Raw genomic sequence first — 26,009 nt, 5'->3', positions numbered from 1 at the left:
GGTGGTCTCGCTCGGGGGCCGGCACCACCGGATCCGCCCATACACCCCGCGCCATAACGGGAAGGTCGAACGGTACAACCGGCTGATGGTCGATGAGGTCCTCTACGCCCGCCCGTATACCTCAGAGCAAGCTCGGCGTGAGGCGCTGGCCGTGTGGGTGAACCACTACAACTACCATCGGCCTCATACCTCCTGCGGGGACGCCCCTCCGGCCTCGTTGGCCCCGGCCCGAGTCAACAACGTCATGACCTCTTACAGTTAGCGTGGTCGTGTGGTCTCCCCGCCTGCCCCCAGCGAGCTCGAGCTGGCCCACCGCGCCCTGCAGCACCTCCGCCCCGGCCTCGACCCCGCCCTCGCCCGCCGGCTCCGCACAGCCGACTGGGCCGCGGCGTCCGTGGAGGAGGGCGGGCAGTTCCACCGCGTGCTCGTCCTCGACGACGCGGCCGTCCTGCGCATGACTCGCCTGCGGGAGGCCGGTGCCCCCATCGAGACCACCTGGGATCCCGCGGACTCCCCCGCCGCGCTCCTGCCGCGCCGCATGGCCCTCGTCGCCGCGCTGGCCCGCGCCGGGCTCCCGTTCGTGGTTCCGGAGCCGCTGTCCGAGGTGGTCACCGTCCACGACGGCGCCGGGCACCCCCTCATCGCGTCCGTCCTGCAGCGCTTCGTGCCGGGCGGGCCGCATCCGCCGCACGAGGGCGACCCTGCCGTGCTGCGCGGGATCGTGGACGCCTTGGACACGGTGGACGTGGCGTCGCCGGAGGTCGCGCCGCACCTCGGCCCGGCGTTCGCGTTCCGCGGCCCGTGGACGCCCGCGCGGATCGCGCGGGTCGGCCGACTGCCGGAGGTGCTGGAGCCGGAGCATGCGGGCCGGCTCAGGGAGCGGCTGCCGGTGGGTGATTTCGCGGGCGTCGTCGAGCGCGTGGCCGGGGCCGTGACCGCGTGGGCCGCGGCTCCCCCGGACGGTCCGGCCCTCGTGCACGGCGACCTCGCGGGGCACAACATGCACTGGCTTCCGGAGCCGGCCCCCACCGCCGAGGCCCCGGCCGCGGTGCGCTGGCGCCTCGCCGCGGTCCTGGACTGGGACCTCGCGCACGCCGGTGACGCCGCCCGCAACGTGGCCTACCTGGGCATCTGGCACGGCGAAGAGCGCATCGAGGAGATCGCCCGGACGCCGGACGAGGCCCGTCGTGCCCGGGTGTGGCTCGCTGCCGCCGCCCTCGACTCCCTCGACGACGCGCGCGCCCGCCACGAACTCACCGGTCGCGCGCCCCGCTGGGGGCGGCTGCTGCGCCGGGTGGCGCCGCGGATCGCCCGGGCGGCGGCTCTGGAGTCCTGATCCGCCCCACCCGCCACTCCGCTCCTGTGGCCACCCGTCACGAGATGGCGACAGCGGTAGGGCGCCCCGTGTGGCACCCGATGCCGACCAGCCGGTCGGTTGACCCTGGAGACCTCAGGGGCAGGCGTTGTACGTCAGCGACAGGTTCGAGATGAAGATCTTCTGGTCGCCGTCGATGCGAGGATCGGAGGCCTTCGTCTGGTTCCAGTAGTGGATCTGGAAGGAGGTGACCTCGCCGGCGAATCGCACGGTGCCGTTGCCGTTGGTCCCACTGTCCGGCACTGAATTGTCATACGAGAACGGACGCCAAGGATCCGCGAGAGTGCCGGACCCGTTGAGACCGGTCCGGGTCGAGTTGGCCTTGGTCGTGGTGAAGGGCGAGGCACTGCTGACGGCGACGCCGTCGGTGAAATCGCTGGACGCCGAATCGATGTCCGTGATAGTGAAGGTGAGATTCGTCACCGGACGATCGAAGGTGAACGTGGTGATCGTCTTGTTCGCGTCATTGCGCTCATCCGACTTGGCCGCGTTGTCCACGGGTGCCTGGTGCAGCACCAGCGGGTTGGTCTGTCCTCCGACGGTGCCGGACCGTACCGCGAGATTCTCATTCTCCGACCCATCCTGGCGGCCGAACCGAATGTTGGATCCCTTGTAGGTGTTCGCGATGGTCAGCGTGAGGGGCACCATCGGCCCGGTGCCGTCGGGATCCGCAGTCGTGTAGCTCGCACTGGTAGCATCGACGCGCTTGTACTTCAAGTCCGACCACACGATGGCGGCGGTCATGAAGCAGCGCGGGGACGCAGCGAAGGCGGGCGCGGAGGCTGAGGCAGCGACGGCGGGGACGCTCCAGGCCAGGCCTTGGACGATACGACGACGACTGTGGGCTGCCGCACCCTGGTCAAGGGAAGAAGTAGGGATCATTGTACGAGCTCCTCCGTCAGGGGACGCGGACCGAAGCGGGGCTGTCGCATCGATCATCACGCGTGCAAAATTATTGTATATGTGCTCAGGGAGAAGATCGACTCTGCCTCTCGCGGGCCTGGCCGCCGCGCGGGGATCGGCGGCCAGGCCCCGTTGAGGCGTACGGCTCAGCTGACCCCGAGGCGCTCCAGGACGATCTCGCGGACGCGGCCGGCGTCGGCCTGCCCGCGGGTGGCCTTCATGACCGGGCCGATCAGGGCGCCGACGGCGGCCATCTTGCCGCCCTTGATCTTCTCGGCCACGTCCGGGTTGGCGGCGATCGCGGCGTCGACGGCCTCGGTGAGCGCGCCGTCGTCGGACACCACGGCCAGGCCCTTGGCCGCCACGATCTCCTTCGGGGCGCCCTCGCCGTCGGCGACGAGGCCGAGCACCTGCTTGGCGATCTTGTCGTTGATCGTCTTGGCGGCGATCAGCTCCTCGACCTCCACCACGTGCGCCGGGGTGATCCCCAGCTCGGCGACGGCGACCTCGCGGACGTTCGCCAGGCGGGCGATCTCGCCCATCCACCACTTGCGGGCGGCCGCCGCGGAGGCGCCGGCCTCCACGGTCGCGACGATCTCGTCCAGGACGCCGGCGTTGACGACGTCGCGGAACTCCTCGTCCGAGAAGCCCCACTCGGCCTTGAGCCGTTTGTTCCGCACGGCCGGCAGCTCGGGCATGGCCGCGCGCACGCGCTCGACCCACGCGGCGTCCACGTGCACGGGCACGAGGTCCGGCTCGGGGAAGTACCGGTAGTCGTCCGCGTCCGACTTCGGGCGACCCGAGGTGGTGCTGCGGGTGTCCTCGTGCCAGTGGCGGGTCTCCTGCGTCACGGTGCCGCCCGCGGCGAGCACCGCGGCCTGGCGCTGGATCTCGTGGGTGACCGCGTGCTGCACGGCGCGCGTGGAGTTCACGTTCTTCGTCTCGGTGCGGGTGCCGAACTCGGTGGCGCCCTTGGGCATCAGCGAGACGTTCGCATCGCAGCGGACGTTGCCGCGCTCCATCCGCGCGTCGGAGATGTCGATGGCCTGCACGATGTCCCGGATCGCGGTGACGTAGGCGCGGGCCAGCTCGGGGGCTCGCGCGCCGGCGCCGACGATCGGCTTGGTGACGATCTCGATGAGCGGCACGCCCGCACGGTTGTAGTCGACGAGGGACGCGGAGGCGCCCTGGATCCGTCCGGAGCCGCCCACGTGGGTGAGCTTGCCGGCGTCGTCCTCGAGGTGCGCGCGCTCGATCTCCACGCGGAAGACCTCACCGTCCTCCAACTCGACGTCCAGGTGGCCGTCGAAGACGATCGGCTCGTCGTACTGGGAGGTCTGGAAGTTCTTCGGCGTGTCCGGGTAGAAGTAGTTCTTCCGCGCGAACCGGCAGGTCTCGGCGACCTGCGCGTCCAGGGCCACGCCCAGGCGGATCGCGTACTCCACGACCTTGCGGTTGAGCACCGGCAGGGTGCCCGGCAGGCCGAGGTCGAGCGGGGTCACGTTCGTGTTCGGCTCGTCGCCGAACGCGTTGGGCGCCGAGGAGAAGATCTTCGTGGCGGTGTTCAGCTCCACGTGCACCTCGAAGCCCAGCACGGGGTCGAAGCGCTCCATCGCCTCCGCGAAGTCCATGGTCTGCTCTGCGTGGCTCATGCCCGGCCTCCTGCCGTGGTCGCGGTGGTGGCGCGCTGCGCGCCCTTCTCCAGCTCGGGGGCCTCGGCCCACACCGGCCCGCCCCGGCGCTGGGCCACGAGGCGTTCGAGCGCGGCGCCGGCCTCGTACAGGCGCGCGTCCTCGCGCGCCGGTGCCATCAGCTGCAGGCCGTAGGGCAGCCCGTCGACGACGCCACCCGGCACGGACATGCCCGGGATGCCGGCGAGGTTGGCCGGGATGGTTGCGAGGTCGTTGACGTACATGGTCATCGGGTCGTCCGTCTTCGCGCCCAGCTCGAACGCCGGGGTCGGCGCGGTGGGCGTGAGGATGACGTCCACCTGCTCGAAGGCGCGGGCGAAGTCCTCCTGCACGAGCGTGCGGACCTTCTGCGCGGAGCCGTAGTAGGCGTCGTAGTAGCCGGCGGACAGCGCATAGGTGCCCAGGATGATGCGCCGCTTGACCTCGGCGCCGAACCCGGCGGCGCGGGTGGCGCCCATGACCTGCTCGATCGTGCCGCCGCCGTCGGGCACCACGCGGTGGCCGTAGCGGACGCCGTCGAAGCGGGCCAGGTTGGAGGAGGCCTCCGAGGGCATGATCAGGTAGTACGCCCCGAGGGCGGCGTCGAAGCTGGGGCAGGAGACCTCCACGATCTCCGCGCCGGCCTCACGCAGGGCCGCGACGTGCTCGTCGAAACCGGCCCGGATGCCCGGGTGGAACGCCTCCGCCGGCAGGTCCGTCACGACGCCGATGCGCAGCCCCGCCAGGTCACGGCCGCGGGCCGCGGCGGTCAGGTCCGCCGGCGCGTCGGCCAGGGACGTGGAGTCCTGCGGGTCGTGGCCGCCGATGACCTGCTGCAGCGCCGCGGCGTCCGCCACGGTGCGGGCGGCGGGGCCGATCTGGTCCAGCGAGGAGGCCATGGCGATCAGGCCGTACCGGGACACGGCGCCGTAGGTGGGCTTCACGCCGACCGTGCCGGTGAACGCGGCGGGCTCACGGACGGATCCGCCCGTGTCCGAGCCGAGGGCGAAGGGGGCCAGGAAGGCGGCGACGGCGGCCGCCGACCCGCCGCCCGAGCCGCCGGGCACGCGGTCCCCGTCCCACGGGTTGCGGGTGATGCCGAACGCGGAGTGCTCGGTGGAGCCGCCCATCGCGAACTCGTCGAGGTTGGTCTTGCCGAGGATCGGCAGGCGGGCCTCGCGGAGGCGGGCCACCACCGTGGCGTCGTACGGGCTGAGCCAGCCCTCGAGCATGCGGGAGGCGGCCGTGGTCGGCTGGCCGCGCGTGACGATGTTGTCCTTCACGGCCACGGGCACGCCGGCCAGCGGGTGCAGGGCGTCGGCCTCGGGGCCGCCGGCGGCGCGGATCGCGTCCACCTCGGCGGCGACGGCGAGGGCCTCGTCCGTGTTCACGTGGAGGTAGGCGCGCACGCCGCGGTCACCGTCGGCGTCGGCGCGCACGTCGCCGTCGTGGGCCGCAATGCGGTCCAGGTGGGCCTGGACGAGCTCCACGGAGGTGGTGGTGCCGGCGCGCAGGCGCTCGGCCATCTGCAGCGCGGTGAGCCGGACGAGCTCGTCGGCGCCGAGGGTCGCGTTCACGTCGAACGTCTCGGTCATGGGGTGATCACTCTCCGTCCAGGATGGCGGGGACCTTGAACTGGCCGTCCTCGGAGTCCGGCGCCTGGTCGAGGGCCTCCTCCTGCGTGAGCATGCCGGCGGGCACATCCTCGCGGAACACGTTCTGCAACGCGATGGGGTGGGACGTCGGCGTCACGTCGTCGCCCGCGGCGGCCTGGACCGCGGAGACGTGCTCCAGGATCTTCTCCAGGTCGCCGGACATCGTGTCCAGCTCCTCGTCGGTCATCCGGATGTGGGCCAGGCGAGCCAGATGCTCCACCTGATCCCGGGTGATCTCAGGCATGGATCTCCTCGTGTGACGGGTCGGGGCGGGGTGGACGACGCCGGCGCGGCGGCGGCCACATCGGAATCGAGTCTAGTGCCGGGGCCTGCCCGGCCGCCGCCACCGCTTCGAGGCGGGAGATCCACCCCACCGCGGCGCTCCGGGCCCGCATGACAGGGATTTCCCGCCCCGAATGGGGTCCCGGCGCCGATCTCCCGCCCGGGGTCAGTCCAGCGCGAGCCGGTAGACGAGGAACGGGCCGGTCTCGTCGGCCGGGTCGAGGTCCGGCACCACGTCCGCGAGGAGCCAGTCCCGCTCCGGGACGCGCACGAAGCCGGCGCGCTCGTACATCCGGTGGGCGTCGGTCATGGAGGGCATGGTGGTCAGCACGACGGCGTCCACGCCCTCCTCGGCGCGGGCCCGCGCCACGATCTCGGCCAGCAGGGCGCCGCCCACCCCGCGGCGGTGGAACCGCGGGTGCACGGCGAGCATGCGGAACTCGTACTCCCCGTCGCCGGAGGTCTCGGCCAGGGGCGAGCCGGGCGGGGTGAGCACCACGGACCCGGCCACCTCGCCGTCGACCTCGGCCACGAGCACCTCCGCGCGGCCAGCCCGGTCGGCCACGTCCATGAGGGTCCTCACGTAGGCGTCATCGGGGGCGATGTGGCCGCCGTCGACATAGGAGGCCAGCGTGAGCTCGGCGACCGCCTCGTGGTCCTCGGGGCGCAGCGGGCGGACGAGGGCGCTCATGCGTCACCTCCGGCGTGCTGGCGCAGCGTGTCCTTCAGGCGGGCGCGGGTCGCGTCCGTGGCCACGACGTAGTCGCGCCGACGCAGCCAGGCGGTGGGCACGGCCTGGTGGGGGTGGCCGTCGCGCGCCTCGTGCAGCCCCGCGAGGAACGCCGCTGCCGCCGGCTCCTGCCAGATGTTCACCCAGTAGGCGCGCTCCCGCTCCTGCGCCGTCAGTTCCTTGACCAGCCGCCTCGTGAACGGGCAGCCCGGCCGCCAGAACACGACGACGCCGCCGCCCTCGACGTGCGCCTGCGCGCCGGCGAACGGCCGCGAGCGGACCCGGACCGCCCACCGGTACGTCAGCGCGTAGCCGGCCAGGACGAGCCCGGCCACGATCATCCCGACCTGCTGCAGGCGCGTCCCCGCGATCATGAACGTCAGTCCGCCGGCCACGAACAGGACCGGGTAGAACCACGGGTCTCCGACGATCCGCCTCATGCCGTCTCCCCCGTCACGGCGGCCAGGGCGGCCGCGTCCACGTCGCCGGCCACCATCCAGTGGGGATGTGCCGTGCCGTCCGCCGAGGCGGGCCGCGTCACCGCGACGCCGGCCTCCTCCGCCACCAGCGCGCCGGCGGCCCAGTCGTACTCCTGCGTGCCGAACTCGGCATAGGCGTCCAGGGTGCCGTCGGCGACCATGCACAGGTCCAGCGCCGCCGAGCCGATCCGTCGCACGTCCCCGAACGCGGGCAGCAGGGCCGCGAGCGCCCGCACCTGCAGGGCCCGGCGGGCGGGGTCGTAGCCGAAGCCGGTGGCGAGCAGTCGCCCCGAGCGTCCGGGCAGGGGACCGGTGAGCCGCACGGGGGCGGCATCGCGGTCGGGCAGGTCCACGCCCGCCGTCGTCGCGTCCGCGGTGCTGAAGGCGCCCCGGCCCGCGCTCGCGTACCAGGTGCGCCCCAGCGCGGGCGCCGCCACGACGCCGGCCAGCCAGCGTTCGGTGCCCTCGGCCACCCCCAGCAGGTCGGCGGTCTCGGCGTCCACCGGGCCGGTGACGGCCACCGAGGTGCAGAACTGCGGAAGCCCGCGCACGAAGTTCGTGGTGCCATCCAGCGGGTCGATGGACCAGCGGTACCCGGACGGCTCGGCCGGACGGGTGGCGCCGTACTCCTCGCCGGTGATCTCGTCCGAGGGGCGGTAGCCGGCGACGACCTCCCGGACGGCCTGCTCGGCGCGGCGGTCGTAGTCGGTGACCCAGTCGGAGCCGGAGGACTTCGTCTGCGCGCCGATCTCCTCGATGCCCAGCGGGACGGCCGGGTGGTGACCGGTCCAGCGCCGGGCCAGGACGTCCGCGCCGGCGCGCGCGGCGGCCTTGGCGACCACGAGCAGGCCCGGGACCGTGGTGCGCGCGCTCATGCCGAGGCCTCCCCCTCTGCGGCGCCGTCGGGGGCGTCGTCCGTGTCCGCCGGGCGCACGGCGTCCGGGCCGCCGGCCAGCAGCGCCGTGAACCCGGCCTCGTCCAGGACGGGCACGCCGAGGGACTGCGCCTTGTCCAGTTTGGAGCCGGCGGCCTCGCCGGCCACGAGGAAGTCGGTCTTCTTGGACACGGACCCGGAGGCCTTGCCGCCGCGCACGAGGATCGCCTCCTTCGCGGAGTCGCGGGAGAAGCCCTCGAGCGAGCCGGTGACCACCACGGTCAGGCCCTCGAGCGTGCGCGGGGTGGACTCGTCCTGCTCGTCCGCCATGACCACGCCCGCCGCGGCCCACCGGTCCACGATCTCCCGGTGCCAGTCCTCGGCGAACCACTCGATGAGCGCGTCCGCGATGATCGGGCCGACGCCGTCGATCTCGGCCAGCCGGTCCCGGTCGCCGGCCTCGGCCGCCGCGCGCAGCGCCGCCATCGAGCCGAACGCCGTGGCCAGCGAGCGGGCCGCCGTCGGGCCCACGTGCCGGATGGACAGCGCCACGAGGGTGCGCCACAGCGGCTGGGACTTGGCCTTCTCGAGCTCGTCGAACAGGCGCAGCGTGTTGGCCGTGGGCGCGGACGGCCTCTTCGCCGTGCCGGCGGTGAAGAAGTACGGCTTGAGCGTGAACACGCCCGAGGGCACCATGCGGCCGTCCACCTTCGTGCGGCCCTCGCGCCACACGCGCACCGCGCCGAGGGAGCGCTGCAGGTCCGTCAGCCCGTCCTCGCCCCGCGGGCCCGTGATCTCCTCCGGCGTGCCGGAGGCGAGGTCGAAGATCTGCGCCTCCGCCGTGATGGGGCCCGGGCCCTCGGGCCGCACGTGTCCCTCGTGCTCGGCCGGGTCCTCGCCGGGGCCCTGGACGAGCCAGCGGGCGGCCTCCTCGCCGAGCGCCTCCACGTCGAACGCGCCGCGGCTGGCCAGGTGCTCGACGCGGCCGGCCAGCTGGGCCGGGCAGGAGCGGGCGTTGGGGCAGCGCAGGTCCACGTCCCCCTCCTTGGCCGGGGCCAGCGCCGTGCCGCACGAGGGGCAGTGTGCGGGCATGACGAACTCGCGCAGCTCCCGGCCCGCCTCGATCGCCTTCTCACGCAGCGGCAGCACGGGGCCCACGACCTCGGGGATCACGTCCCCGGCCTTGCGCACCACCACGGTGTCCCCGATCAGCACGCCCTTGGCCTTGACCACGTCCTGGTTGTGCAGGGTGGCCAGGGAGACGGTGGACCCGGCCACGGTGACCGGCTCCATCACCGCGAACGGGGTCACCCGCCCGGTGCGGCCCACCGAGACCGCGATGTCCCGCAGCAGCGTGTGCACCTCCTCCGGCGGGTACTTGTACGCCGCGGCCCAGCGGGGCACGCGGGAGGTGTGGCCGAGGTAGCGCTGGTCCGCGAACGCGTCCGCCTTCAGCACGATGCCGTCGATCTCGTGGATCAGCTCGTGCCGGCGCCGGCCGTACTCCTCGATCACCGCGACGACGGCGGCCAACGCCTCCTCGTCCGCGCCCTCCACCCGGCGGGTGTAGGGGCTCACGGGCAGGCCCCAGCCCGCGAGCGCGTCGTACACCTCGTGCTGGGAGTCCAGCCCGAACGCCTCGACCGAGCCGATGCCGTGCACGAACATGGCCAGCGGGCGCTGCGCGGTGACCGCGGGGTCCTTCTGACGCAGGGCGCCGGCGGCGGCGTTGCGCGGGTTCGCGAACGGCGTCTGGCCCTCCTCCGCGCGGCGCGCGTTGAGCTCGGCGAAGGCGGCGGAGGACATGAACACCTCGCCGCGCACCTCGAACTCGGCGGGCCAGCCCTCGCCGGAGAGCTCGTGCGGGATGTCCCCGATGGTGCGCACGTTGGCGGTGACGTCCTCGCCCGTGACGCCGTCGCCGCGGGTGGCGGCCTGCACGAGCCGCCCGTCCCGGTAGCGCAGGGCGACGGCGAGCCCGTCGATCTTCACCTCCACGAGCCAGCGGGGCGCCACGCCCGGCCGCACCTGCGTCAGGGCCTGCGCCGCGCGGCGGAACCAGACCTCGAGCTCCTCGATGGAGAACAGGTCCTCGAGCGAGTACATGCGGGCCCCGTGCCGGACGGGGGCGAACGCCTCCGAGACCTCGCCGCCGACCTCCTGGGTGGGCGAGTCGTTGGCCACGAGCTCGGGGTGCAGGGCCTCGAGGTCCTCGAGGCGGCGGTACAGCGCGTCGTACTCGGCGTCCGAGATCTCCGGGGCGTCCCGCTGGTAGTAGGCGGTCCGGGCGGCACGGACCCGCTCCACGAGGTCCTCGTACTCCTCCCGCAGGTCCGCGGCGGGGATGTCCTGCGGATCGGGCTGGGCGGCGGATTCCTTGGGGGTGCTCACCCGGCCCAGCGTAGTCGGCGTCCCGGACGGCGCACCCGGGTCAGGGGATGCGCACGAGCACCGCCGTGACGTTGTCCCGGCCGCCGCGCCACAGGGCGGCGCCGATGAGCTTCTCGAGGGCGTCCTCGAGGGTGTCCGCGTCGTCGATCAGCGCGCGGATCTCCTCGTCCAGCAGCTCGCCGGTCAGGCCGTCGCTGCACAGCAGGACGAGGTCCCCGGAGGCCAGGGGGATCTCGGCCACGTCCACCGTGAGCGCCTCGCGCGAGCCGAGCGCGCGGGTGATGACGTTGCGGCGCGGGTGGACGCGGGCCTCGGCGGGGGTGAGCTCCCCCGCGTCGACGAGCATCTGGACCGCCGAGTGGTCCACCGTGAGCTGCTGGAGCACCGGCGAGCCGACGGGCCGCAGGTACACCCGGGAGTCGCCGACGTTCGCCACGGCCCAGCGCCCGCGTTCCGTGTCCAGGCAGGCCAGCACGGTCAGGGTGGTCCCGGAGCGTCCCAGTCCGGCCTCGACGACGGCGGCGTCCGCCTCGTGGATCAGGTGGCCGAGCTCCTGGGGCGTGTGGGCCGTGCCCGGGGCGAGCACCTCGGGGGCGCGGCGGCGCAGGGTCTCGATCGCGGCGGCCGAGGCCACCTCGCCGGCCTCGTGCCCGCCCATGCCGTCGGCCACGGCGGCGAGCACCAGCGGCTCCCCGACGAGGGCCCACGCGTCCTCGTTCAGGTCGCGGACGGCGCCCACGTGGGTGGCGCCGGCGGCCTGGGGGCGCGGCGCGGACGGGGTCTCGGGGCGGGAGTCCACGGGGTCCTCGATCAGTCGGCGAGCAGGGTCTGGGCCGACCCGTCCATGAGCAGGGAGGGGCGGACCTCTCCGAACCCGCGGACGATCCTGGGCGGCTGCGGGACGAGCACGAAGCGCTCGTCCCGGGACAGGGCCGCAGCGGTCATGGCGTCCACGAGCACGGTACCCGGATCGGCCAGGGACGTCAGCCGCGCGGCGAGGTTCACGGTGGGCCCGTAGATGTCCCCCATGCGCGAGAGCACTCGTCCCCACGTCAGGGCGACGCGCGCCGAGGGCAGCTCCTCGTCCGCGGCGATGGTCTCGGCCAGGGAGAGCGCGATCGCGGCACCGGCCTCGGGGGTCTCGGCGTTGAACATGACCTCGTCGCCGATGGTCTTCACGAGCCAGCCGCCGCCGGCGGAGATGGTCTCCGCGGCGAGGGACTCGAAGCGCAGCACCATGCGGGCCAGCGTCCGGTCGTCCATGGTCCGGGAGAGCGTCGTGTAGGAGACCATGTCCGCGAAGCCGACGGCGCGGGCCAGCGGCAGCGGGGCGTCCGACTCGGAGCCGTCGCGGCCCCGGGCGCTGGCCGCCAGCCCGGCCTCCACGCGCACGGTCAGGCGCTGCACGGCACGGTTGAGCTGGCGCCGGTAGACGATCCGCATCGCCTTCTCGAGCGGCCCGACCATGTCCGGGAGCATGTCCACGACGGCCCGCCGCGCCTCCGGGTCCGTCAGGTCCTCGGAGGCGATCTTGTCCTCCACGAGCGCCTCGATCTGCCACACCACCATGCGGTCCGTCATCTGCCCGATCGACCGGGCCAGCGAGATGGCGGTGTCCTCGTTCAGCGTCCCCGAGCGCACGAGCGTGAGCACGGACTCGAACGCCTCGATGTCCGCCTCGGTGAAGGCCTTGTGCCCCTCCGGCGACGTCGGATAGCCCAGCGCACGCCAGATCTTCCGGGCGGAGGCCATCGAGACGCCGAGGCGCTGCGCCACCTCCCGCGAGTTGTAGGCACGCGGGCCCACCACCAGGCCGGCGTCGAGCGTGCGCATCGCGCTCGTCCAGCCGGCGGGCTCGGCGGACCGCTCCTCGGCGTCGCGGGCGGTCTCGTCCTCGGCCGGCGGGACGATCGGCAGCGGTGCGGTGTCCGGTGTCTCCGGACGGCTCATCGGAGGTCTCCTGTCGGGACGGGGGCGGGCCAGGTCCTGGTGCGGGCCTGGCGGGTGAGGTGGGCCAGGGCCTCTTCGAAGCGCGCGGCCTCGGGGACGTCGCGCAGCCGCCAGTGGACCTGGCGGGCGGGCTCCTGGAAGAGGATGTGCAGGTCTCCGGCGCCCGAGCCGCGGCGGCGCCGCTGCACGTCGGCGATGGACACGAGCGGCATGGCGGCCCCGGAGCCGCCGACGCCGGCGCGCTGGAGGATGCGGCGGTCGGTGACCACGGTGCGCCGGAAGACCCAGCGCCACAGCGGGCGGACGGTGCCGGGGAGCAGGACGAGCGCCGCGACCACCCACGCGGCCGCCTCGAGCACGGCGCGGTTCGCGGCGACGATCCCGGGCAGGTCGGGGCGTGCGAGCACGCCGACGGCCAGGCCGAGCAGGAACGCGACGGCCACGAGGACCGCGGCGGGGCGCAGCAGCGTGCGCGGGTGGGTGCGGGTGCGGACCATCACCTGCTCACCGGGCTCGAGTCGCACGGCGGTCACCTCCTGACCGGGACGGGTGTGTCATGCGCCGCGATGGACGTCTCCGCGCAGGTGGGCCACGTCCCCCGCACTGACCTCGGTCTCGATTGTGCCACGGTCCGGTGTGACGTGCCTCACGCGCAGGGTGCCGCCGGGGCCGAGGCCCACGGCCGTGCCCTCCAGCACGCCGCCGCCGGGCAGCTCGGCGCGCACCGCGCGGCCCAGCGTGGAGAGCCGGTCCGCCACGGCCGCCACGGCCGGGTGACGCCCGTCGACGGCCGTCGTCTGCCCCGCCACGCCCGCCGCGAAGCGGTCCACGGCCGCCACGACGGCGTCGCGCAGCTCGACCGCGAGGTCCCGGGGGGCGGGCACGGCGTCCGCGCCGATCCACTCCGCCAGGTCCGTGGCGGTGTCCACCGGGGCGGCCCCGCGGTGGTCCAGGTTCACGCCCATCCCGACGACGACGCCGGGCCCCTTGCCGTCCGAGGACAGCGCCACCGTGGCCAGCACGCCGCACAGCTTGCGCCCGTCGGTGGCGAGCACGTCGTTCGGCCACTTCACGTGCGTCGGGACGCCCCGGGCCGCGAGGCGCTCGGCGACCGTGGCGGAGGCGACGAGCGAGAGCCAGCTCAGGTGGGCCGGGGAGACCGGCACCCCGCCGGACTCGGGACGCAGGTACACGGACAGGGCGAGCGCCGCCCCCGGCGCGGCGCTCCACACCCGGGAGTGCCGTCCCCGGCCGGCCCGCTGGTCCGCGGTGGCCACGGCCGCACCGTGCCGGTGCCCCGCGCGGTCCAGCCGTGCGAGGAGCTCATCCTGCGTGGAGCCGGCGGAGTCCAGCCAGGTCAGATCCGGTGTGGGGGCGTCGTCGGGGTGCATGCCCCTAGATATACACGGCGTTCCCGGGGGCGGGCTGGGCGGGCCGATCCGCCGCCGGGGCGCGCGGAGGGGCGGCCCGGGCCGACGTCCTCGTCGTTTGTGGGCTTCCTCCAACCGAGGGCGTCCGCGGCGGCCCGTAGACTGGCCGACTGAGCCTCCGCATCTGGCGGACCACCACAAGGAGGACGTGTGACCGATCCCGATCTGACCACCACGGCCGGCCGGCTGGCCGACCTGCATCGGCGGCTCGAGGCGACGGCCGCGCCCGGCGGCCCGGACGCCGTCGAGCGCCAGCACGCTCGCGGCAAGCACACCGCGCGCGAGCGGATCGACCTCCTCCTGGACGAGGGCTCCTTCGTGGAGCTGGACGCGCTGGCCGTGCACCGCACCACCGCGTTCGGCATGGACGCCAAGCACCCGGCCGGCGACGGCCTGGTGTCCGGCTTCGGCACCGTGGACGGACGCCAGGTGGCCGTCTACTCCCAGGACTTCACCGTGTTCGGCGGCTCGCTGTCCGAGCGCAACGGCCAGAAGATCGTGAAGGTCCAGGAGTTCGCCGCGCGCAACGGCTGCCCCGTGATCGGCATCCTCGACGGCGGCGGCGCGCGCATCCAGGAGGGCGTGGCCTCCCTCGCCCAGTTCGCGGACATCTTCCGGAACAACGTCCTGGCCTCGGGCATGATCCCGCAGATCTCGCTGATCATGGGCCCCTCCGCCGGCGGCGCGGCCTACTCGCCGGCGCTGACGGACGTCGTGGTGATGGTGGACCGGACCTCGCACATGTTCATCACCGGCCCGGACGTGATCAAGACCGTCACGGGCGAGGATGTGGACATGGAGACCCTCGGCGGCGCCCGCTCGCACAACGCCACCTCCGGCACCGCCCACTACATGGCCTCCTCGGAGGAGGACGCGATCGCCTACGTGCAGGAGCTGCTCGAGCTGCTGCCCTCCAACAACCTCGCGGAGGCCCCGACCTTCGAGGCCGCGGACCCGGAGCCCACGGACGAGGACCTCGCCCTGGACGAGATCGTCCCGGACTCCGCCAACCAGCCCTACGACATGCTCGAGGTCATCGCCTCGATCGTGGACGAGGGCCACCTGCTGCAGCTGCAGGAGCTGTACGCGCCCAACGTGATCACCGGCCTGGCCCGCCTGGACGGCATGAGCGTGGGCGTCGTCGCGAACCAGCCGATGCAGTTCGCCGGCACCCTGGACATCGCCGCCTCGGAGAAGGCCGCGCGGTTCGTGCGCTTCTGCGACGCGTTCAACATCCCGATCATCACCCTCGTGGACGTGCCCGGGTTCCTGCCCGGCACGGACCAGGAGTTCAACGGCATCATCCGCCGCGGCGCCAAGCTGATCTACGCCTACGCCGAGGCCACCGTGCCGAAGCTGACCGTGATCACGCGCAAGGCCTTCGGCGGCGCGTACATCGTGATGGGCTCCAAGAAGCTCGGCGCGGACCTGAACCTGGCCTGGCCGAGCGCCCAGATCGGCGTGATGGGCGCCCAGGGCGCCGTGAACATCCTGTACCGGCGCGACCTGAAGGCGACGGCGGAGGCGGGCGGCGACGTCGACGCGCGCCGGGCCGAGATCGTGGCCGACTACGAGGCCGAGCTGCTCAACCCGTACCAGGCCGCCGAGCTGGGCTACGTGGACGCCGTGGTGCCCCCGCACGCCACCCGCGGCCAGCTCATCCGCGCCCTGCGCGCCACCCTGCACAAGCGCGAGGCCCGCCCCGCCAAGAAGCACGGGAACATGCCGCTGTGAGCGCCCCGCTGGGTCCGGGCTTCCCGGACGAGAACGACGAGTCCACGCAGGCCACGCCGGCGCCGGCCGACCCGCTGCAGCTCAGCGGCCCGGAGTTGGAGCCGGAGGAGATGGCGGCGCTGGCCGCCGTCCTCGAGGCGGCCGCCGCGGCCCGGGCCGAAGCCGCCCGGCTCGCCGCCGCGGCCGCCGACCCCCGTCCCCTGGACCGCACGCTCCGCCGTCGCGGCGACCTGGGCCTGTGGGCCCGGCCCGGCCGCGGTCAGTGGCGTCAGGGCGCGGGCCCGCAGTGAGCCGGGGGGCGGGCGCCAGCGCCTAGAGTGCCGGTATGACCCAGCACACCTCCGAGGCCGCCGCCGACGGCGCCCGCACCCCGTCCGCTATCGACGCGCTCGCCGAGCGCTACGTGACCGACCTCCTCGCCCTGCATCCGGACACCGCCACCGAGCTCGGCTTCCCCGGCCGGGAGACCGAGTACACGGACTTCTCCCCCGCCGGCGCCCGCGCCGACGACGAGCTCAACGCCCGCCTGCTCGAGGACTTGGCCGCGCTCGAGCCGCAGGACGAGACGGACCGCGTCACGAAGGCGGCCATGCAGGAGCGCATCGGCCTCGAGCGGGAGATCCACGCGACCGGCCGCACCGAACTGAACAACATCGCCTCCCCCGCCCAGGGCATCCGCGCGGTCTTCGACCTCATGCCCACGGACACCGCGGAGCAGTGGGGCCACATCGCCGGCCGCCTCGAGAACCTGCCGGCCGCCCTGCGCGGCTACACCGAGTCCCTGCTCGCCTCCCGCGACGCCGGCCACGTGGCCGCGGTGCGCCAGGTGGACATCGTGGTGGAGCAGGCCCGCGCCCACGGCGGCGCGGGCGGGTTCTTCCCGGGCCTGGTCGAGCGGGCCGAGGCAGCCGACGTCGTGGACGACGCCCTGGCCGCCCGCATCCGCTCCGGCGCGGACACCGCCGCGCAGGCCTACCGCGACTTCGCGGCCACGCTCGAGGCCGAGCTGCGCCCGCACGCCCCGGAGGCGGACGGCGTCGGGATCGACTACTACCGGCTGGCCTCCCGCGTCTTCCTCGGCGCCGAGATCGACCTCGAGGAGACCTACCGCTGGGGCCAGGAGGAGCTGGCCCGCATCATCGCCGCGCAGCAGGCGGACGCCGAGCGCATCCGGCCGGGCGCCACGATCGAGGAGGCGCGCGCGATCCTGGACGCGGACCCGGAGCGCACCCTGAAGGGCACCGAGGCCCTGCGCACGTGGATGCAGCGGCTGTCCGACGACGCGGTCGAGGCCATGAAGGAGCACTTCGAGATCCCGGCCCCGATGGACCGGCTCGAGTGCATGATCGCCCCCACCCAGGAGGGCGGCATCTACTACACCGGCCCCTCGGACGACTTCTCCCGGCCCGGCCGCATGTGGTGGTCCGTGCCCCCGGGCGAGGACGAGTTCACCACGTGGGCGGAGACCACCACGGTCTACCACGAGGGCGTGCCGGGCCATCACCTGCAGATCGCCACCGCCATGATGAACCGGGAGAACCTCAACCTGTGGCGCCGCAGCTTCTGCTGGACGTCCGGCCACGGCGAGGGCTGGGCGCTGTATGCGGAGAAGCTCATGGAGGAGCTCGGCTTCCTCGACGACCCGGGCGACCACCTCGGCATGCTGGACATGCAGCGCATGCGCGCGGCCCGCGTCGTGTTCGACATCGGCTACCACTGCGGCTTCGACGCCCCCGAGTCCGAGGGCGGCGGCGCGTGGACCCCGGAGAAGGGCTACGCGTTCCTGGCCAAGCACCTGATGATCTCCGAGGGCCAGCGCCGCTTCGAGTTCACGCGCTACCTCGGCTGGCCGGGGCAGGCGCCGGCGTACAAGGTGGGCCAGCGCATCTGGGAGCAGATCCGCGCCGAGCACGAGCAGGCCGAGGGCGCCGACTTCGACCTCAAGGCCTTCCACACCCGGGCCCTGCGCCTGGGCGGCATGGGCCTGGACACCCTGCGGGAGGCGCTCGCGTGATCCCGCACGACGACGGCGCGGCCGGCCCCGGCATGAGCCTGCGGCTGGTGCTCGGCTCGGCCTCCCCCGGCCGGGCGGAGGTCCTGACCCGGGCGCGGGTGCCGTTCCGCGTCGTCGTCTCGGGAGTGGACGAGGCGGCCGTGGGCGCGGCGGCGGGCGACCCGTCGCCGGCGGAGCTGGCGGGCCTGCTGGCGGAGGCCAAGGGCCGCGATGTGGCCGCCCGTGTGGCGGGCGCCGGCGTCGAGGCCCCCACGCTCGTGCTCGGCTGCGACTCCGTGTTCGAGTTCGAGGGCCGCGCCCACGGCAAGCCCTACGAGCCCGAGGTCGCCGTCGAGCGCTGGCGCGCCCAGGCCGGCCGGCAGGGCGTGCTGCATTCGGGCCACTGGCTGGGCCTGGTGCTGCCGGAGCCCGGGGTCGGGTCCGGGATGGCCGCGGAGGCGGGCGTGGTGTCCGCCGTCGTGCGCTTCGGCGCCGTCACCGAGGCCGAGATCCAGGCCTACGTGGCCACGGGCGAGCCGCTGCACTGCGCGGGCGCGTTCACGGTGGACGGTGCGGGCGCGGCCCTCGTGGACGGCGTGGACGGGGACCCCAACGCGGTGATCGGGCTGTCCGTGGCGTGGCTGCGGCGGGCCACGGCGGCCCTGGGCCAGGACTTCACCCGGTTGTGGGAACCCTCCAACGCGCAGCGCTGATCCGGCGCGACAGGGCCGCGTGTCTCGGAGGGTTCCGCCACAACGAGTAGGGTGCTGGTCAGAGTCAGCGCCGTCCCGCGCCTTTCGCCCCACCGGGTGAGGGGCACGACCCCGGACGTGGCGCCCGCACCCCCAGCCGTGATCGTCCGAGGAGTCCATCGCCCATGAGCATCGCCGACGCACCGCAGGCCTCGGTCGTCCCGCCCGTCGACCCCGCGGCGGAGCGCCGGTTCTCCCGGGTGCTGATCGCCAACCGCGGCGAGATCGCCGTGCGCATCATCCGGGCCTGCCAGGACGAGGGGCTGACCTCCGTGGCCGTCTACGCCGAGCCGGACCGGGACGCCCTGCACGTGACGCTCGCGGACGAGGCCGTGGCCCTCGGCGGGGAGACCGCCGCCGACTCCTATCTGGTGATCGGCAAGATCCTCGACGCCGCCGAGCGCGCGGGCGCGGACGCCGTGCACCCCGGCTACGGCTTCCTCTCCGAGAACGCGGACTTCGCGCGCGCCGTGGCTGACGCCGGCCTCGTGTGGATCGGCCCGCCTGCCGAGGCGATCGACCGGCTGGGCGACAAGGTCTCGGCCCGCCAGCTGGCCACCAAGGTCGGCGCCCCGCTGGCGCCGGGCACCACCTCCCCCGTGACCGGCACGGAGGAGGTCGTCGCGTTCGCGGACGAGTTCGGCCTGCCGGTGGCCATCAAGGCGGCCTACGGCGGCGGCGGCCGCGGCATCAAGGTGGCCCGCACGCGCGAGGAGATCCCCGAGTTCTACGAGTCCGCGGTCCGTGAGGCCGTGGCCGCGTTCGGCCGGGGCGAGTGCTTCGTGGAGCGGTTCCTGGACAAGCCGCGCCACGTGGAGACGCAGTGCCTGGCGGACGTGCACGGCGACGTCGTCGTGATCTCCACCCGCGACTGCTCGCTGCAGCGCCGCAACCAGAAGCTCGTGGAGGAGGCCCCGGCGCCGTTCCTCACGGACGAGCAGAACGCCCGCCTCGTGGAGTCCTCCAAGGCGATCCTGCAGGAGGCCGGCTACGTCGGCGCGGGCACGTGCGAGTTCCTCGTGGGCCAGGACGGCACCATCTCCTTCCTCGAGGTGAACACGCGTCTGCAGGTGGAGCACCCGGTCTCCGAGGAGATCACCGGCATCGACCTCGTACGCGAGCAGTTCCGCCTGGCCCGCGGCGAGGCCCTCGGCTACACGGACCCGCAGCCCCGCGGCCACTCGATCGAGTTCCGCCTCAACGGCGAGGACCCGGGCCGCAACTTCCTGCCCGCCCCCGGCCGGCTCACCACGTTCCGCATGCCCAGCGGCCCGGGCGTGCGCGTGGACTCCGGCGTGGTGGAGGGCGAGACCGTGTCCGGGGCCTTCGACTCCATGGTCGCCAAGCTGATCGTCACCGGCGCGGACCGCCGCCAGGCCCTGCAGCGCGCCGCCCGCGCCCTGCGCGAGGCCGAGATCGTCGGCATGCCCTCGGTGCTGCCCTTCCATCGCGCCGTGGTGCGCGACCCCGCCTTCGCCCCCGAGATCGCCGGCTCGGAGGAGCCGTTCTCGGTGCACACCCGGTGGATCGAGACGGAGTTCGCGAACCGCATCGAGCCGAGCGCCCTCACCCCGGCCGAGCCGGCCCCCCGCGAGGCGCGCCACACCGTGACCGTGGAGGTCAACGGCAAGCGCGTGGACGTCACCCTGCCCACGTGGGGCGAGGCCCTGCACACGATCTCCGGCGCCGCCCAGCGGGCCGGTGCGGGACGACGTCGGCCCCGCGGCAAGCGCGGCGCACCGGTGGCCGCGGCCGTCAGCACGGACGCGCTGACCGCCCCGATGCAGGGCACCGTGGTGAAGGTCGCCGCCGAGAACGGCCAGACCGTGGCCGAGGGCGACCTGATCGTGGTCGTGGAGGCCATGAAGATGGAGCAGCCGCTCGCGGCCCACCGCGCGGGCGTGGTCAGCGGTCTCGAGGTCGAGCCGGGCCAGACGGTCACGGCCGGCACGGTGATCGCCACCATCGCCGACGCGGAGTGAGCCGCCGGCGACGACGGCGGGGAGCGCCGGCGTCGTGGGCTGGTTCCACATGGTGGACGACGGGGACATGACTCTCGCAGATCGGCGCGACGAGGCTTAACCTGACACGCATCTTCGTCTCACATCGTGGTCGTTCGCGACCCCCTGTGCCCGTCATACCAGGGAGACACCATGTCCCACTCCACCCCGCCCGCGAACCCGGGCGCCCCCACCGATCTCACGTCGGACGCGGTCGCCACCGCGGAGGAGGTGCCCCGCTCGCGGGTCATCATCGCCTCGCTCGTGGGCACCTCGATCGAGTTCTACGACTTCTACATCTACGCCACGGCCGCCGTCTCGGTGTTCCCGCTGATCTTCTTCGCGGGCGGCGACGACAACACGGCCCTGCTGGCCTCCATGGCCACCTTCGGCGCGGCGTTCGTCGCCCGACCGCTGGGCGCCGTCGTCTTCGGCCACCTGGGCGATCGTGTGGGCCGCAAGACCACGCTCATCGGTTCGCTGTTGACCATGGGCATCGCGACGTTCCTCATCGGCCTGCTGCCCACGTACTTCCAGATCGGCCTGTGGGCGCCGGCCATGCTGACGCTGCTGCGCTTCTTCCAGGGCCTGGGGCTCGGCGGCGAGTGGTCCGGCGCCGCCCTGCTGGCCACGGAGTACGCCAAGGACGGCAAGCGCGCGCAGGCGGCCATGTGGCCGCAGCTCGGCGCGCCGATCGGCTTCCTGCTGGCCAACGGCCTGTTCCTCACGCTCGTGCTCGGCTTCGACCACGACTCCACGAGCCCGGTGCTCGACGGTCCGTTCCTCACGTGGGTGTGGCGCCTGCCGTTCCTGCTCTCGATCGTGATGGTGGCCGTGGGCCTCTACGTCCGCGTCAAGCTCGAGGAGACCCCGGTCTTCCAGCGCGCCCTCGACCGCGACCAGCGTGTGAAGGCGCCGCTGGGCGAGGTGTTCCGCCGCAACTGGTGGGAGCTGATCCTGGGCACCTTCGTCATGTACGCCACCTACGTGCTCTTCTACCTGATGACCACGTGGATCCTCTCCTACGCGATCGGCAAGCCGGCCAACGGCTTCCTGGGTGTCCCCTACGCCGAGTTCCTCGTGCTGCAGCTGGTCGGCATCCTGTTCTTCGCGGCGTTCGTGCCGGTCTCCGGCCTGCTGGCTGACCGCTTCGGCCGCCGCCCCACCCTGATCGTGATCTCGGTGCTCATGGTGCTGTTCGGCCTCTCGTTCGGCCTGTGGCTCTCGCCGGAGAACATGGGCGTGGGCGCGGAGCTGAACGTGCCGCTGATGCTGGCGTTCCTGGCCACGGGCATGACGCTCATGGGCCTGACCTTCGGGCCGATGTCCGCGGTGCTGCCCGAGCTGTTCCCCACGAACACGCGCTACACCGGCTCCGGCATCGCCTACAACGTGTCCTCGATCCTCGGCGCAGCGCTGACCCCGTTCATCGCCGCCTGGCTGGTGCAGAAGTTCGATGTCGCCTACGTCGGCTACTACCTGGCCGCCGCCTCGGCGATCACCGTCATCGCGCTGGCCCTCTCCCCCGAGACCCGCCACACGGACCTCGACACCGTCACCTCGGCCCGCGAGCGTCGCGCCGCGCGCTGACCCCGCCCGCCCGGGCCCCCGCCCGCACTGTCGAACGTGACATCGGGGGAATGGACGCTTTCGGTCGTGAGATAGGCCCTATCTCACGACCGAAAGTCGTCTCTGGGTCAGATGCGCACGTGCAGGCGGCGTGCCGCCTCCGCGATCGACCCGGACATGGACGGGTACACGGTGAAGGTGTCCGCGAGGTCGTCCACGTGCAGCTTGTGCGTGACCGCGAGCGCGAGCGCGTAGATCAGCTCGGAGGCGCGCGGCGAGACCACCACGCCGCCGATCACGGTGCCGGAGCCCTGACGGGCGAAGATCTTCACGAACCCCTCCTCCGCGCCGGACATCTTGGCGCGAGGGTTGGTGTGGAAGTCCAGGCGCAGCACGTCCGCCTGATACTGGCCGGAGTCCACCTGCGCCTGCGTGACGCCCACGGTGGCGATCTCCGGCGAGGTGAAGATGTTCGAGGCCAGCAGGTGCGGGCGCAGCGGCTTGAGGGCGTCGCCGAGCAGGTGGGCGACGGCGATGCGCCCCTGCATGGCCGCCACCGAGGCGAGGGCGAGCTTGCCCGTGCAGTCGCCCGCCGCGTAGATGCTCGGCACGGACGTGCGGGAGACGCCGTCCACGATCACGTGGCCGGAGTCGGCCAGCTTCACGCCCACGTCGTCGAGACCGAGGCCCGCCGTGTTCGGCACGCCGCCGACGGCGACGAGGGCGTGGGAGCCCTCGATCGACGGGGTGTCCTCGGCGCCCTCGCCGGAGAGGTGCACGCGCACGCCGGTCTCGGTCCGCTCGACGGCCTCGGCGCGGGAGCGGGCGATCACCCTGAGGCCGTTGTCCTCGAAGACCTTCTCGAGCAGCTCGGCGGCGTCGGCGTCCTCGCCGGGGAGCACGCGGTCGCGGGAGGAGACGAGGGTGACCTTGGCACCGAGGCGGTTGTAGGCCGAGGCGAACTCGGCGCCGGTGACGCCGGAGCCCACGACGATCAGGTGCTCGGGAAGCTCCTTGAGGTTGTAGACCTGCTTCCAGTTGAAGATCCGCTCGCCGTCCGGGACGGCGGTGGGCAGCTCGCGGGGGCTCGCGCCGACGGCCACGAGGATCGCGTCCGAGGTGATGATCTCGGGCTCGGCGCCGGCGTCGGCGTCGTCGAGGGCGCGGACGGACACCTCGTGGGGGCCGACGACGCGGCCCACGCCGTCGATCACCCGGACGCCGACCCGCTCGAGGCCCGCGCGGATGTCCGAGGACTGCTCGTGGGCCAGGTTCAGGATGCGGCGGCCGACCTGGCCCATGTCCGCGTGGACCTCGGCCCCGCCGAGATCGACGCCCAGGTCCACGGAGGCGCCCACGCGGCGCATCGAGTCGGCGGCGGCGATCAGCGTCTTGGAGGGGACCACGTCCGTGAGGACGGCCGCGCCGCCCAACCCCTGGCGCTCGACCAGGGTCACGCGGGCGCCCAGCTTCGCGGCCACCATGGCGGCCTCGTAGCCGCCGGGGCCGCCGCCGATGATGGTCAGGGACGGGATGAAGGTGCTGTTTTCCTCGGTCACGGGCTCCATTGTGTCCGCCGCGGACGGGAAAGTCCTAGCCCGCGCCCACGGGACACCGCCTAGACTCCACGACGTGACCGACCAGACCAGCATCCCCTCCCCCGACTCCCCCCTGACCGGCGACCATCCGGGCTTCGCCGAGGCCCGCGCGGCCGCCGACACCATCGCCCGGGCGACGGGCGTGGCGGAGCACCGCGTCGCCGTCGTCCTCGGCTCCGGCTGGGGCGAGGCCGCCGGCCTGATCGGCGACGAGGTCGCCGCCGTGCCGCTGGCCGAGGTGCCCGGCTTCCACGCCCCGAAGGTGCCCGGCCACAACGCGGTGATCCGCTCGGTCCGGCTGCCGGACGGCACGCACGCCCTCGTCTTCGGCTCGCGCACGCACTTCTACGAGTCCCGCGACGCCCAGGCCGTGGCGCACACCGTCCGCACCGCCGCCGCCGCCGGGGCGCGCACCGTGGTGCTGACCAACGGCTGCGGCGGCCTGGACCCGGAGATCGCCCCGGGCACCCCCGTCCTGATCGCGGACCACATCAACCTCACCGGCGCCACCCCGCTCGCCGGCGCCACGTTCGTGGACCTGACCGACCTCTACTCCCCGCGGCTGCGCGCGATCGCCCGTGAGGTGGACCCGTCCCTGCGTGAGGGCGTGTACGTCCAGTTCGCCGGCCCGCAGTACGAGACCCCCGCCGAGGTGCGGATGGCGCGCACCCTCGGCGGCGACCTCGTCGGCATGTCCACGGCGCTGGACGCGATCGCGGCCCGGCACGCCGGGCTGGAGGTGTTCGGCATCTCGCTGGTGACCAACCTCGGCGCCGGCATCTCGGAGACGCCGCTGTCCCACGCCGAGGTCGTCGAGGCCGGCCAGGCCGCCGGCCCGCGCATCGCGCGCCTGCTCGCGGACATCGTGGGGCGGCTCTGATGCCCGCGCATCCCCCGCACGACGACGTCGCCGCGCTCCCGGAGGACGTCCTCGCCCGGGCTGAGCGGTGGGCGGCGGAGGACCCCGATCCCGCGCACCGGGACACCCTGCGCGCCGAGCTCGACGCGGCCGCCGGCGTCGGCCCGGAGGCCGCGGCCGCCCGGGCGGCGCTCGCCGCCCGCTTCGCCGGGCCGCTCGTCTTCGGCACCGCCGGCCTGCGCGCCGAGGAGGGCCCGGGCGAGTCCCGCATGAACCGGCTCGTGGTGCGCCGCACCGCGGCGGGTCTGGCCGCGCACCTGTGGGACGGCGTCGGACGGGACGCTGCCCCGCCGCTGGCCGTCGTCGGGTACGACGCGCGGCGCGGTTCGGCCGCCTTCGCCGCGGACACGGCCGCCGTCCTGACGGCCGCGGGCGTGCAGACCGTCCTGCTGCCGGACCCGCTGCCGACGCCGGTGCTCGCCTTCGCGGTGCGCCATCTCAGCGCGGACGCGGGCGTGATGGTCACGGCCAGCCACAACCCGCCCGCGGACAACGGCTACAAGGTCTACCTCGGCGGGCGGCTCACGGACGAGGCGGGTCGCGGGGCGCAGATCGTCTCCCCCGCGGACGCGGAGATCGCCGCCCGCATCGACCACGCGGCGTGGGCCGCGGACATCCCGCTCGCCGACGACGGCTGGACCGTGGCCGGGCCGGACCTGCTGGAGGCCTACTGCGCGGCGGCCCTCGGCGTGCTCGACGACGGCCGGCACGGCCACCGCGACCTGCGCGTGGTCTACACGCCCCTGCACGGGGTGGGCGGCGCCGTGGTCCCGGGCCTGCTCGAGGACGCCGGCTTCGGCCCCGTCCACGTGGTGGCCGAGCAGGCCGCCCCGGACCCGGCCTTCCCCACTGTCGCGTTCCCCAACCCGGAGGAGCCGGGGGCGATGGACCTCGCCCTCGCCCTGGCCGCCGAGGTGGACGCGGACCTGGTGATCGCCAACGACCCCGACGCCGACCGCCTGGCCCTGGCCGCGCCCGTCACCGACGCGCACGGCGTCCGCACGTGGCGGATGCTCTCGGGCGACGCCGTCGGGACGCTGCTGGGCGCGCACGCGATGCCGGCCCTGCACGCGGCCGGCCGCAGCGCCGCGAACTCCGTGGTCTCCTCCCCCCAGCTGGCCGCCCTGGCGGAGGCGAACGGGGTGAGGCACCACGTCACGCTGACCGGCTTCAAGTGGATCTCCCGCGCCCCGGACCTCGGCTTCGGCTATGAGGAGGCCCTCGGCTACTGCGTGGACCCGGACATGGTGCGGGACAAGGACGGCATCACGGCCGCCCTCCTGGCCGCGGAGCTGGCCGCCGCCCTCACAGCGCAGGGACGCGGCCTGACGGACGCCCTGGCCGACGTCGACGCGGTCACCGGCGCCATGCCCAGCGCCCAGGTCTCGGTCCGCGTGGCGGACCTGTCCCTGATCGCCCGCACCATGACGGCCCTGCGTCGGCAGGCGCCGGCCACGCTCGCGGGCGAGCCGGTCACCGTGCGCCGGGACCTGGCCGCCGGCGGGGACGGGCTGCCGCCGACGGACGCGCTGCTGTTCGCCACCGACTCCGGCACCCGCGTGCTCGTGCGGCCCTCCGGCACCGAGCCGAAGCTCAAGTGCTACCTCGGCACCCGGGACGCCGACCCGGCCGCGGCCGCCGAGCGACTCGAGGTGCTGCGCGCCGAGGTGACGGCCCTCGTGGGCGGCTGAGCCTCGGTAGGCTG

General features: G+C 73.9%; 23 protein-coding genes. 10 read left to right on the top strand and 13 right to left on the bottom strand.

Annotated elements, in window-relative coordinates:
• The coding region (locus FLM69_RS04180; RefSeq protein ID WP_141843205.1) for an integrase core domain-containing protein at positions 1–262 on the top strand (262 nt) is incomplete at its 5' end.
• A 9-nt stretch (positions 263–271) separates the two neighbouring features.
• The gene (locus FLM69_RS04175; RefSeq protein WP_141843203.1) at positions 272–1,336 is read left to right on the top strand and encodes a phosphotransferase; all 1,065 of its coding nucleotides are present in this window, start codon (positions 272–274) and stop codon (positions 1,334–1,336) included.
• A gap of 114 nt (positions 1,337–1,450) precedes the next feature.
• Here the strand turns inward: FLM69_RS04175 and FLM69_RS04170 are convergent, their stop codons facing one another.
• The 12 genes from FLM69_RS04170 to FLM69_RS04115 all read right to left on the bottom strand — a co-directional run bounded on the left by FLM69_RS04170 (position 1,451) and on the right by FLM69_RS04115 (position 13,700).
• Positions 1,451–2,119: a hypothetical protein gene (locus tag FLM69_RS04170; RefSeq protein WP_141843202.1), complete on the bottom strand. Its 669-nt coding sequence runs from the start codon at positions 2,117–2,119 to the stop codon at positions 1,451–1,453.
• A gap of 305 nt (positions 2,120–2,424) precedes the next feature.
• Positions 2,425–3,930, bottom strand: coding sequence for an Asp-tRNA(Asn)/Glu-tRNA(Gln) amidotransferase subunit GatB (gene gatB / locus FLM69_RS04165; protein ID WP_141843200.1), 1,506 nt, complete (start codon positions 3,928–3,930; stop codon positions 2,425–2,427).
• Positions 3,927–5,543: an Asp-tRNA(Asn)/Glu-tRNA(Gln) amidotransferase subunit GatA gene (gene gatA / locus FLM69_RS04160; RefSeq protein WP_141843198.1), complete on the bottom strand. Its 1,617-nt coding sequence runs from the start codon at positions 5,541–5,543 to the stop codon at positions 3,927–3,929. The genes gatB and gatA overlap by 4 nt, the downstream gene beginning before the upstream one ends.
• Positions 5,544–5,550: 7 nt before the next feature.
• Positions 5,551–5,847 carry an Asp-tRNA(Asn)/Glu-tRNA(Gln) amidotransferase subunit GatC gene (gene gatC / locus FLM69_RS04155; RefSeq protein WP_049146890.1) on the bottom strand — a complete coding sequence of 99 codons (297 nt, stop codon included), beginning with the start codon at positions 5,845–5,847 and terminating at the stop codon, positions 5,551–5,553.
• A 204-nt stretch (positions 5,848–6,051) separates the two neighbouring features.
• Positions 6,052–6,576, bottom strand: coding sequence for a GNAT family N-acetyltransferase (locus FLM69_RS04150; protein WP_141843196.1), 525 nt, complete (start codon positions 6,574–6,576; stop codon positions 6,052–6,054).
• Entirely contained in the window at positions 6,573–7,055 is a 483-nt protein-coding gene (locus tag FLM69_RS04145) for a hypothetical protein (RefSeq protein ID WP_141843195.1), read from the bottom strand. Before FLM69_RS04145 ends, FLM69_RS04150 begins: the two co-directional genes overlap by 4 nt.
• Positions 7,052–7,969: an inositol monophosphatase family protein gene (locus FLM69_RS04140; RefSeq protein ID WP_141843193.1), complete on the bottom strand. Its 918-nt coding sequence runs from the start codon at positions 7,967–7,969 to the stop codon at positions 7,052–7,054. Before FLM69_RS04140 ends, FLM69_RS04145 begins: the two co-directional genes overlap by 4 nt.
• Positions 7,966–10,359, bottom strand: coding sequence for an NAD-dependent DNA ligase LigA (gene ligA / locus FLM69_RS04135; RefSeq protein ID WP_141843191.1), 2,394 nt, complete (start codon positions 10,357–10,359; stop codon positions 7,966–7,968). Before ligA ends, FLM69_RS04140 begins: the two co-directional genes overlap by 4 nt.
• Positions 10,360–10,399: 40 nt before the next feature.
• Positions 10,400–11,158, bottom strand: coding sequence for a PP2C family serine/threonine-protein phosphatase (locus FLM69_RS04130; RefSeq protein WP_141843189.1), 759 nt, complete (start codon positions 11,156–11,158; stop codon positions 10,400–10,402).
• An 11-nt stretch (positions 11,159–11,169) separates the two neighbouring features.
• Positions 11,170–12,309 (bottom strand): adenylate/guanylate cyclase domain-containing protein, encoded by a 1,140-nt coding sequence (locus FLM69_RS04125; RefSeq protein ID WP_141843187.1) that lies wholly within the window; start codon positions 12,307–12,309, stop codon positions 11,170–11,172.
• Positions 12,306–12,833, bottom strand: coding sequence for a PH domain-containing protein (locus FLM69_RS04120; RefSeq protein ID WP_141843209.1), 528 nt, complete (start codon positions 12,831–12,833; stop codon positions 12,306–12,308). Before FLM69_RS04120 ends, FLM69_RS04125 begins: the two co-directional genes overlap by 4 nt.
• A gap of 30 nt (positions 12,834–12,863) precedes the next feature.
• Positions 12,864–13,700: a biotin--[acetyl-CoA-carboxylase] ligase gene (locus FLM69_RS04115; RefSeq protein ID WP_141843185.1), complete on the bottom strand. Its 837-nt coding sequence runs from the start codon at positions 13,698–13,700 to the stop codon at positions 12,864–12,866.
• A gap of 189 nt (positions 13,701–13,889) precedes the next feature.
• Here FLM69_RS04115 and FLM69_RS04110 point away from each other — a divergent pair, with 189 nt between their 5' ends.
• The 6 genes from FLM69_RS04110 (at position 13,890) to FLM69_RS04085 (ending at position 21,808) form a co-directional block, all read left to right on the top strand.
• Positions 13,890–15,473: an acyl-CoA carboxylase subunit beta gene (locus FLM69_RS04110; RefSeq protein WP_044659702.1), complete on the top strand. Its 1,584-nt coding sequence runs from the start codon at positions 13,890–13,892 to the stop codon at positions 15,471–15,473.
• Entirely contained in the window at positions 15,470–15,763 is a 294-nt protein-coding gene (locus tag FLM69_RS04105; protein ID WP_255502702.1) for a hypothetical protein, read from the top strand. Before FLM69_RS04110 ends, FLM69_RS04105 begins: the two co-directional genes overlap by 4 nt.
• Positions 15,764–15,798: 35 nt before the next feature.
• A complete protein-coding gene (locus FLM69_RS04100) occupies positions 15,799–17,487 on the top strand; it encodes a DUF885 domain-containing protein (RefSeq protein ID WP_041103547.1) in 1,689 nt (562 codons plus the stop codon).
• Positions 17,484–18,179, top strand: coding sequence for a nucleoside triphosphate pyrophosphatase (locus FLM69_RS04095; protein ID WP_141843183.1), 696 nt, complete (start codon positions 17,484–17,486; stop codon positions 18,177–18,179). The genes FLM69_RS04100 and FLM69_RS04095 overlap by 4 nt, the downstream gene beginning before the upstream one ends.
• A 164-nt stretch (positions 18,180–18,343) precedes the next feature.
• Positions 18,344–20,200: a biotin carboxylase N-terminal domain-containing protein gene (locus FLM69_RS04090; protein ID WP_061867396.1), complete on the top strand. Its 1,857-nt coding sequence runs from the start codon at positions 18,344–18,346 to the stop codon at positions 20,198–20,200.
• A gap of 171 nt (positions 20,201–20,371) precedes the next feature.
• Positions 20,372–21,808 carry an MFS transporter gene (locus tag FLM69_RS04085; RefSeq protein WP_141843181.1) on the top strand — a complete coding sequence of 479 codons (1,437 nt, stop codon included), beginning with the start codon at positions 20,372–20,374 and terminating at the stop codon, positions 21,806–21,808.
• A 107-nt stretch (positions 21,809–21,915) separates the two neighbouring features.
• Here FLM69_RS04085 and FLM69_RS04080 read toward each other — a convergent pair whose 3' ends face one another.
• A complete protein-coding gene (locus tag FLM69_RS04080) occupies positions 21,916–23,346 on the bottom strand; it encodes an NAD(P)H-quinone dehydrogenase (RefSeq protein WP_141843179.1) in 1,431 nt (476 codons plus the stop codon).
• Between the two features lie 73 nt (positions 23,347–23,419).
• Between FLM69_RS04080 and FLM69_RS04075 the strand changes: the two genes are divergently transcribed.
• Together FLM69_RS04075 and FLM69_RS04070 are read left to right on the top strand one after the other, a co-directional pair.
• On the top strand, positions 23,420–24,265 hold the full coding sequence (locus tag FLM69_RS04075; protein ID WP_002854392.1) for a purine-nucleoside phosphorylase: 846 nt from the start codon (positions 23,420–23,422) through the stop codon (positions 24,263–24,265).
• Positions 24,265–25,995 (top strand): phospho-sugar mutase, encoded by a 1,731-nt coding sequence (locus tag FLM69_RS04070; RefSeq protein WP_141843178.1) that lies wholly within the window; start codon positions 24,265–24,267, stop codon positions 25,993–25,995. The genes FLM69_RS04075 and FLM69_RS04070 overlap by 1 nt, the downstream gene beginning before the upstream one ends.
• Positions 25,996–26,009 lie beyond the last annotated feature (14 nt).

This window comes from Micrococcus sp. R8502A1 (assembly GCF_006704135.1).
GTDB classification, from domain to species: Bacteria; Actinomycetota; Actinomycetes; order Actinomycetales; family Micrococcaceae; genus Micrococcus; species Micrococcus luteus.
This window is presented reverse-complemented; position numbering and strand designations above follow the sequence as displayed.